This window comes from Acidobacteriota bacterium, from assembly GCA_016716715.1.
Classification (GTDB): Bacteria; Acidobacteriota; Thermoanaerobaculia; order UBA5066; family UBA5066; genus Fen-183.
In genome coordinates, this window is record JADJVE010000012.1 from 109,117 (window position 1) to 117,911 (window position 8,795).

11 protein-coding genes are annotated in these 8,795 nt (G+C 68.7%); 4 read left to right on the forward strand and 7 right to left on the reverse strand.

Annotation, left to right across the window (positions count from 1 at the left end; translation table 11 throughout):
- The first annotated feature begins 6 nt into the window (after nt 1–6).
- The gene (locus IPL89_16670) at nt 7–1,458 is read left to right on the forward strand and encodes a serine hydrolase (protein ID MBK9064800.1); all 1,452 of its coding nucleotides are present in this window, start codon (nt 7–9) and stop codon (nt 1,456–1,458) included.
- A gap of 7 nt (nt 1,459–1,465) precedes the next feature.
- On the opposite strand, the gene IPL89_16675 is transcribed toward IPL89_16670, so the two are convergent.
- From IPL89_16675 to IPL89_16705, 7 genes are all read right to left on the reverse strand, one after another.
- A complete protein-coding gene (locus IPL89_16675; protein MBK9064801.1) occupies nt 1,466–1,651 on the reverse strand; it encodes a CPXCG motif-containing cysteine-rich protein in 186 nt (61 codons plus the stop codon).
- Between the two features lie 7 nt (nt 1,652–1,658).
- The gene (locus IPL89_16680; GenBank protein MBK9064802.1) at nt 1,659–2,834 is read right to left on the reverse strand and encodes an alpha/beta hydrolase; all 1,176 of its coding nucleotides are present in this window, start codon (nt 2,832–2,834) and stop codon (nt 1,659–1,661) included.
- Nucleotides 2,835–3,248: 414 nt separating this feature from the next.
- Nucleotides 3,249–3,485: a hypothetical protein gene (locus IPL89_16685; protein ID MBK9064803.1), complete on the reverse strand. Its 237-nt coding sequence runs from the start codon at nt 3,483–3,485 to the stop codon at nt 3,249–3,251.
- Between the two features lie 77 nt (nt 3,486–3,562).
- Nucleotides 3,563–3,967 carry a hypothetical protein gene (locus IPL89_16690; protein MBK9064804.1) on the reverse strand — a complete coding sequence of 135 codons (405 nt, stop codon included), beginning with the start codon at nt 3,965–3,967 and terminating at the stop codon, nt 3,563–3,565.
- Between the two features lie 23 nt (nt 3,968–3,990).
- Nucleotides 3,991–5,373 (reverse strand): NAD(P)(+) transhydrogenase (Re/Si-specific) subunit beta, encoded by a 1,383-nt coding sequence (locus IPL89_16695; GenBank protein ID MBK9064805.1) that lies wholly within the window; start codon nt 5,371–5,373, stop codon nt 3,991–3,993.
- The gene (locus tag IPL89_16700) at nt 5,370–5,687 is read right to left on the reverse strand and encodes an NAD(P) transhydrogenase subunit alpha (protein ID MBK9064806.1); all 318 of its coding nucleotides are present in this window, start codon (nt 5,685–5,687) and stop codon (nt 5,370–5,372) included. The genes IPL89_16695 and IPL89_16700 overlap by 4 nt, the downstream gene beginning before the upstream one ends.
- Complete coding sequence (locus IPL89_16705) at nt 5,684–6,844, reverse strand: NAD(P) transhydrogenase subunit alpha (GenBank protein MBK9064807.1); 1,161 nt, start codon at nt 6,842–6,844, stop codon at nt 5,684–5,686. Before IPL89_16705 ends, IPL89_16700 begins: the two co-directional genes overlap by 4 nt.
- Nucleotides 6,845–7,020: 176 nt before the next feature.
- Between IPL89_16705 and IPL89_16710 the strand changes: the two genes are divergently transcribed.
- From IPL89_16710 to IPL89_16720, 3 genes are all read left to right on the forward strand, one after another.
- A complete protein-coding gene (locus IPL89_16710) occupies nt 7,021–7,560 on the forward strand; it encodes a hypothetical protein (protein MBK9064808.1) in 540 nt (179 codons plus the stop codon).
- A complete protein-coding gene (locus IPL89_16715; protein MBK9064809.1) occupies nt 7,557–7,835 on the forward strand; it encodes a hypothetical protein in 279 nt (92 codons plus the stop codon). The genes IPL89_16710 and IPL89_16715 overlap by 4 nt, the downstream gene beginning before the upstream one ends.
- A 75-nt stretch (nt 7,836–7,910) precedes the next feature.
- Nucleotides 7,911–8,111, forward strand: coding sequence for a hypothetical protein (locus IPL89_16720; protein MBK9064810.1), 201 nt, complete (start codon nt 7,911–7,913; stop codon nt 8,109–8,111).
- Nucleotides 8,112–8,795: the final 684 nt, after the last annotated feature.

Consider the following 8,795-nt stretch of genomic DNA (forward strand, 5'->3'; position numbering starts at 1 on the left):
TGAGCCATGCGCGTTCTTGCCTGCGTTCTCCTGATTGCGAGCGTCTCCGTTCGCGCCGCGGAACCCTCTCCGTCGCCCGACGATGACCCGCGCGTCGCGTCGGCGGTCGAGCTCGCGCGCGCGTGGCTGGACGCCGAGCGCGCCTACGAACAGGTGCCCGGCGTGTCCGCCGCGATCGTCCACGACCAGAAGGTCCTTTGGAGCGGTGCCTTCGGCCTTGCGGACGTCGCGAGCGGGCGGAAGGCGGATGTCGGCACGATCTACAGCATCTGCTCCATCTCGAAGCTGTTCACGAGCGTCGCCGTGATGCAACTGCGCGACGCGGGGAAGCTCCGTCTCGACGATCCCGTGCGGACGCGCCTGCCGTGGTTCACGATGAAACCGGGCGGGACCGACGGGACGGAGATCACGGTGGAGGGCCTGCTCACGCACGCGTCCGGGCTGCCGCGCGAGACTGACCTCCCGTACTGGACCGGTCCCGCGTTCGCATTCCCGACGCACGACCAGATCGTCGCGAGGCTCGCGCAGCAGACGGCGCTCTACCCGGCGGAGACGTACTTCCAGTACTCGAACCTCGGCCTGACGCTCGCGGGGGAGATCGTTTCCGCGACTTCGGGGGTGGCCTACCCAGACTACGTCTCGAAAAACATCCTCGTCCCGCTCAATCTCGCGTCGACGACGCCCGAGATGCCCGAGTCCGAGCGCGGCAAGCGTCTCGCGACCGGGTACAGCGCGCTGACCCGCGCGGGGCGGCGCGACCCCGTCGCGTTCTTCCAGGGGAAGGGTGTCGCGCCGGCGATGGCTTTCGCCTCGACGGCCGAGGACCTCGCCCGCTTTGCGTCGTGGCAGTTCCGGCTGCTCGGCGGCGGAGGGCCCGAAGTTCTAAGGACCGCCACGCTGCGCGAGATGTACCGCGTCCACTTCGTGGATCCCGACTTCGAGACGATGTGGGGCCTCGGGTTCCAGGTCTCGAGGAGCGAGAAGACGACGCTCGTCGGACATGGCGGCTCGTGCCCGGGCTTCCGGACGCACCTCATGCTTCAGCCGGACGAGAAGCTCGCCGTCGCCGTCCTCACGAACTCGGGCGGCGTCGACGCGGAGGGGTGGGCGGAGCACGTGCGCGAGATCCTCGCGCCCGCGCTGAAGGCGGCGGCGAAGGAGCCCGGGAAGGGCAAGACGCCCGCTCCGGAGCTGAGGAAGTTCGCGGGGACGTACTCGGGCGCGCCGTGGGGCGGCGAGACGTTCGTGCTGCCGTGGGAGGACGGCCTCGCGATGCTTTCCCTCCCATCGAAGAACCCGATGAAGGACCTGATCAAGATGAAGAAGACGGCCGAGAACACGTTCCGCCGAATCCGGAAGGACGAGACTCTCGGCGAGGAGATCGTCTTCGCGCTGGGGCCCGACGGGAAAGCGACGCGCTTCACCCGCCACAGCAACTACTCGACGCGGGTGGAATGAGTCCGAACTACTCGGACCCGTCTGCCCGCGTAACGCTCACCGTCCGGTCGTCGTCGTCGCCCTCGACGCGCAGGAGCCACGGGTTGCAGCAGACCTCGCAGTCCTGGACGAGGCTGCCCCGGACGTCGCGCTCGAGACGCACCTCGACGTCCTCTCCGCAGTAGGGGCAGCTGACGACGAAGTCCTCGCTCATGCGCGGGCTAGCGGGAAGGCCCCTTCTCCTGCTTCAGGCGCTCGCGCATCTTGCGTGCCTGGTGCTCGAATTCGGGGAGTTGCGGGTCGTTTGACGCGCGGGCGAGTGCGAGCGCGCGATCCGCGGACGCCGCGGCGTCTTTCCATTGGCCCGCCTTCGCGTAGCCGTCCTTGAGCCCGTCCCAGGCGTTGGCCGAATACGGGTGTTCGTCGACGTTCTTCTGGAAGAGGGCGAGCGCCTCCTCGACCCGGTCGTGCTCGAGAGCCGCGTAGGCGACCGCGTTGATCGCGCTCTCCGTCGGCGGGACCGGCCAGCCGAGCGTCCGCGAGAACGCCTCGTAGTGCTTCGTCACGGCGTTCATTCCCCGGTCCTCGAGACCCTCCGGCAGGCTGTAGCCGTCGTAGAGCGCGCGCAGCGCGTGGATTCCGCCGAGGAGCGGGACGGTCCGGTGCCTCTCGGCGGGGAACGCTTCGCTCTTCCAGCGGAAGCCCGGGACCTTGCGCGCGCCGAGCGCGGCGACGAGCTCCTCCCAGTCCGCGAGCGCCTGGCCCGAGTCGCCCGACCGCGCGGCGTAGAGGAACGCGTTCAGGGACGGCGCGGATTCGAGCGCTTTCTTGAGCGAGCGGGCCGGGAGGCGGCCATCCCAGTCGAGGCTCGGGCTGAGCGCGACGTAGGCGTGGAAGAGCGCCGGCTCGGACGTCAGCGTATAGAGCACGAACTGTCCGCCCGCCGAGTGGCCGACGAGCGTACGGAACCCGTCGGTGCGGTACGTCTTCTCCACGAGAGGGACGAGCTCTGCCGAGAGGAAGCGCTTGAAGTTCGCGGCGCCGCCGCCGCCGACCCAGGCTTCCTTCCAGTCCGTCTGTGTGAAGTCCCGGATGCGCACGGTGCTCGCGATCGCGACGACGATCGTCTCGGGGATCTCGCCTTCGGCCGCGAGGAAGTCCGTGGAGGCGGCGGTGTGGAGGAAGTGAGTCTTGCCGTCGAGGACGTAGAGGACCGGGTAACGCCGGTCCTTCGCCCACTTGTAGCTGGCGGGCAGGTGGACCTGGTACGTCCGGTCCTCGTTCAGCACCTTCGAGTGGATGCGGAGCGTCTCTCCGATCGTGACGGGCTCGCCCGCACGGGCGGTTGCCGGAAAGACGATCAGAAGCGAGAGGGCAAGAAGCCGGACGGTCGCCATCCGCCGACGATACCAAGTCTCAACGGGGCCGGCCCCGACGGCGGCGCGATCGCGCCCGCGCTACATCGGGGTGACGCGGCCGACTGGGCGGCGCGCCGGACGGCCCGAGGCGTCGCGGGAGGGACGACGGGGAGGCGTGGGCGGACGAGACGACGTTGTATCCGGGACCAAGTGCGGCTGCTCGGCGAGGGCACGAAAACGATGAACAGGTGTCCCGGTCCGGGGGCCGAGGGGCCGGGTCGCCCAGCGCGACCCGAGAGCGCCGACGTGGCACGGGACCGCCGAGTCGCGGAGGACGGGCTTCCGGACTGAAAGGCAGGGGGCGGGCCGCGGGTTCGAGCGCATGCCCGTTGCGCTCTGCCATTCGGGCAGTTGATTGGGAGCCGCCCCGGCTCCTGCAACGGCGATGCCGCGTCAGATCTCGCCTTCGAGCCCCGGCTGGTGGTGGCACTCGGCGACGAGGCGCTCGAACGCCTGCTCGTTGATCGGCGTGCCTTCGCTCCACACGCGCGTCACGAGAAACGGCCGGGGCGGATCGTCGTCCCACGCCCACGCCTGGAACATGTCGGCGTCCGTCGAAACCGGAACTCCCACGTCCCAGAACCTCGCCGTCGCGACCTCGTGCCCGAACCGGTCCTGTGCGTGCAACACGGCCCTCTTCCCCCAAAGCAAAAGTAGGGCCGGAGGGCGGCGATCGCCACCCCCGCCATCAGGATTCCTACAGATGGCTAGTGATGAAATCCGACTCCGAGGGCGATCTCGATGATGAGAACCGCGGCGACGAGAAAGTCCACGGCGGCGCAGAACGGAGGCCACCACCGTGTGCCGGCAACGTAGTGGCTGCGCTCCTGCCAACAATCCTTGAGACCATGGCCTGCATAGCCGAGGACGAGGAGCCAAGCCGATCCGGTGACGGCGGCGGCGGCAAGCAAGAGGAAGGCGCCCGTGACGCTGCTCTCGACGGCGATGACCCTGGGCCTTCCGTCCGCTACCGCGAACCCGATGTAGACCGCTGCGATCAGGGCCAGCAAGAGCGCCTGCACGGTCGCCTGATCGAGCCACCGGATGGCGAGCGGCGAGGCGGCCTGGATGGCACCGACTGCCAGTCCCCACAGGACCGGGGTTCGCTTCATCGTCCGTTAACGAACCCGGCTCGTCAGAGCTCGCTGACGGCCGACGCGAGGCGGGCGAGGCTCGTCTTGGCGTCGCCGAAGAGGAGGCCCGTGACCGGCTTGAAGAAGAGCGGGTTCTCGAGGCCCGAGAAGCCCTTCCCGCGCCCGCGCTTGAGGACGATGACGGACTTCGCCTTGTCGACCTCGATGATGGGCATCCCGGCGATCGCGCTCTTCGGGTTGTCGCGCGCCTCGGGGTTCACGACGTCGTTGGCGCCGATGACGACCGCGACGTCCGTCGTCGGCATCTCCGGGTTGATCTGCTCGAGCTCGTAGAGCTGCGAGTACGGGACGTTCGCCTCGGCGAGCAGGACGTTCATGTGCCCCGGCATGCGCCCGGCGACGGGGTGGATCCCGTACTTGACCTCGACTCCGCGGGACTCGAGGTGCGTCGCGAGCTCGCGCACGGCGTTTTGCGCCTGCGCGGTCGCCATCCCGTAGCCCGGCACGAAGACGACCTTCCGGGCGTAGGCGAGCTGCGTCGCGACGTCCTCGAGAGAGACCTCGCGCATCACGCCTTCCTCGCCCGTCTCCGGGCCCACGGCGGCCGCGCTGCCGAACGCTCCGAAGAGAACGTTCGTGATCGAGCGGTTCATCGCCTTGCACATGAGGATCGACAGGATGAAGCCAGAGCCGCCGTCCAGGGTGCCCGCGATGATGAGGACGTTGTTCCCGAGCGCGAAGCCAGTGGCGGCCGACGCGAGGCCCGCGTAGGAGTTCAGGAGAGCGATCACGACGGGCATGTCCGCGGCTCCGATCGGCAGGACGAGAAGCACGCCGAAGAGCAGCGCGAGCGCGCACATCGCGTAGAAGAGGACGGTTTGGCCGGGATTGAGGACGAGCGCGACGAAAATGACGACCGCGCTCCCGAAGAGGAGGAAGTTCAGGACGTTCTGGCCCTTGTACGTGATCGGCTGGCCCTTCACGAGCTCCTGGAGCTTCGCGAAGGCGACGAGGCTGCCCGTGAACGTGATGCCGCCGAGCAGGACCTCGAAGCCGAGCGCCGTGACCTTGAACGTCCCGAGATGCTCGCCGTGCCGGAGGAACTCCGACACGCCGACGAGGGCCGCCGCGAGGCCGCCGAACGCGTGGGAGAGCGCCGTCCGCTGCGGCATGGCCGTCATCGGGACCCAGAGGCCCATCACGACGCCGATCGTCGAGCCGGCGAGGAGGCCGACGATGATCCACTCGTAGCTGACGATGTCGCGGTGGAGCAGCGTCCCGATGACCGCGAGCAGCATCCCGAACTCGGCCATGAACATGCCGCGCCGGGCGGTGTCGGGATGGCTCAGGCCGCGGAGGCCGAGGATGAAAAGGATCGAGGCGACGAAGTACGAGAGCTCGGTGAGGAGGAGCTGCGCGCTCACTTCTTTCCCGCCTCGCCCGGCCTGGTGGACTTCGTCTCGCGCCTGAACATCTTCAGCATGCGGTCCGTGATGATGAATCCGCCGACCACGTTGATCGTCGCGGCCGTCACGGCGACGACGCCGAGGATCGTGCTCGTCGTGTTGTACTTCGCGCCCGCCGTCACGATCGACCCGATGAGCGAGATGCCCGAGATGGCGTTCGTCGCCGACATGAGCGGCGTGTGGAGGAGCGGCGGGACGCGGGAGATGACCTGATAGCCGAGGAAGGCGGCCAGCACGAAGACGTACAGGCCGGCGATGAGGATTTCGTTCATCGGGAGGCTCCGGCAGGCGCGGCCGGCGCAAGGAGCGCGGCGACGCGGGGATTCACGGCTTTGCCGTCGTGAACGGCGCAGGCGCCGGCCACGACGTCGTCGCTCAGGTTGACGGTGAGCGCCCCGCCCTCGCCCACGAGGAGCTTGAGGAACGCGGCGACGTTTCGCGCGTAGAGCTGGCTGGCGTGGAGCGGCACCGTGGCCGCGAGGTTCAGCGGCGCGAGGATCGCGACGCCGTTCACGAGGGTGTTCTCGCCCGGCCGTGTGAGCGCCGTATTGCCGCCCGTAGGTGCGGCGAGATCGACGATGACGGCGCCGGCCTTCATCCCGCGGACGGCGTCTTCGTCGAGCATGAGAGGCGCCTTGCGGCCGGGGACCTGCGCGGTGGTGATCACGAGGTCGGCGTCCTTCACGCGCGCGGCGACGAGGTCCCGTCCGCGTTTGAGCGCCTCGGGCGAGAGCTCGACGGCGTAGCCGCCGGCGTCCTGCGTCTGGATGCCGCCGAGGTCGACGTCGAGGAAGCGTGCGCCGAGGGAGCGGACCTCCTCGCCCGCCGCCTGGCGGACGTCGTACGCCTCGACGTTCGCGCCGAGGCGTCGCGCCGTGGCAATCGCCATGAGACCCGCGACGCCCGCGCCCACCACGACGACCTTCGCGGGTGGGACGGTGCCGGCGGCGGTCATGAGGAGTGGAAACATCTTCGGGAGGCGCACGGCGGCGATGAGGACGGCCTTGTAGCCGGCGATCGTCGCCATGGACGAGAGCGCGTCCATCGACTGTGCGCGCGTCGTCCGCGGGACGAGCTCCATCGCGAAGGCGGTGACGCCGGCGTCGAGGAAGGGACGAAGCTCTTCCGGCTCGTCCAGCGGCCGGAGGAAGCCGATGACCGCGGCGCCCTTCCGGAGCTGGGCGACATCGGCCGGGTCCGGCCGATTCACGCAGGCGAGAACGTCGGCCTCGGCGAGGAGCGCCGCCCGGTCTCGCTGCACAACGGCGCCGGCGGCGGTGAATTCGGCGTCGGGGAAGCCGGCCTCGAGGCCCGCTTCGGCCTCGACGACGACGGAGAATCCGGACGCAACGAGCTTCTTGACGGTGTCGGGGGCCAGGGCGACGCGCCGCTCGTCGGAGCGCGTCTCCTTCGGAATGGATACCTTCATGCGGGTTGCGATGATACAGAAGCGCCGTCGGGGAGCCGGATCGGCGCTCGACGGGCGCGGCCGGGGGGCCCCGCCGGCGATCCGCCCATGATGCGGACGTTTCATTGCACGGGGTTCCCGTTGACCCGATCCTTATGCAGGAGAGCCTCGCGAGGCCGCTCGAGAGGATCGTAAGCATGACCACTGAACCTGTGACCCGGCGCTACGAGATGGTCAACGTGCGACAGGGCTACCTGATCATCGAGCAGGAGAACCACACTTTCGCCCGGCGCTCCTATTTCGCTGCAGAGCGGACCCCGCCCCTGGAGGAGTACCGCGAGGGCAATCAGTTCTGGAAGCCCCACGAGGCGGCGCAGACCTTCCAGTTCGACGTCCGTGACACGACGACCGGCGAGGTGGTGCCGTTCGGCGAGCTCGTGGGACTTCTCTATTACGCCTGCTGCGCCAAGGGCACCGCCGTGCATCAGATGGGGGACCTGGCTCACGATCAGCAGATCTCGCTCTACGTGGCGATCACCACCGAAGGCGCGGAGGACTCCGGGCCTCTGACCCACGAAAAGGTCCGGGTCCTGAACGCGCTCTTCAACGGGCGCCTGACAGGCGCCCCGGAAGAAGGTGCAATCCTGCCCGACCTCTTCGGCCTCCACCGGCAGATCACCTACGCGCAGGTCGCGATCGACTTCGGCCTCGTCCATGGAATGAGGAGCACAGGATGAAGATTCAGGAACTCGCGGAGCGGCTCGAGCTGAAGGCGGCCACGAAAGTCTTCGATCGGGACGTGACGGGCGTCTACATCTCGGACATGGTGAGCGATGTGATTGCCAACGCGAAGGCGGGCGATCTGCTCGTCACGGCGCAGGCGCACGCCAACGTGATCGCGGCTGCGAACCTCGTCGACAACTGCGCCGTCGTCATCACCCAGGGCAAGACCCTCGCCGACGACGTCGTGAAGATGGCGAGAAGGCCGAGATCGTGTTCACCACGGCCTTGAATCGCTGGCAGATGGCCACGAAGCTGTATGAGGCCGGCATCCGCTAGGCGGCCGCCCTCGGATGCGCCCCACGGTGTGGGCATGCCTCTCGCGGAGATCGTCACGCTCCTCGAATGTACGGAGCTGCTGACGCCTGACGGGGCTCTGGGTCGGAAGGTTTCCGGCTGCTTCGCCGCGGACCTCATGAGCGAGGTCCTGGCCTTCAGCGGGCACGGGGCGCTCCTCGTCACCGGGCTGACCAACCTCCGGGCGAGCGCACACCGCCGAGGTGGTTGACCCGGGCCATCCTCTACGTCAACGGCAAGCGCCCCGACGAACAGGTGATGGCCCTGGCCCGTGCTCGCAGCCTGCCTCTCCTGTCCACCACCCTGACCGTACGAAGCCTGCGGCCCGGCTGGGAACCGGCCTGCCCGTTCCACGAAGGAACGGGGGAGCACGCCCTGAGCCGAGATTCTCTATGCCGGGACCTTCCCGATCCGCGGGGGGGATTTCGAGCATGGAGGGAGGTGGCTCCGGATCAAGTCCGTCTGCAAGGACCTCCGGGATCCGGCCCGACCTCATCCGCCGCCTTTCCATCGCCAACTTCGAGGCGGAGATGAACGTCGTGATGCACGCCGTACCCGGCGGAACTGAGCTTCGAGGTCCTGCCGAGGCGGTGCGGGTGGTAGTGGCGGACCGCGGTCCTGGGATCCCCGACATCAGGCTGGCCATGACCCGGGCTGGACCACCGCGACGCCCGAGATGCGCGCTCGAGGGTTCGGCGCGGGGCTCGGGCTGCCCAACATCAAGAACAGCGCCGACGAGTTCCGGCTGGGTCGACCCCGGCGTCGGCACGACGAGCCTATGCGGTGCGCCTTGCCTGACGTGCCGGACGCCCGCCCCGGAGCAAGCACTCGATCGTGTTTCGACCCGCAGCGCTGCGTGGGCTGCGTCGAGCTGCTGCAAAAGGCCTGTCCCACC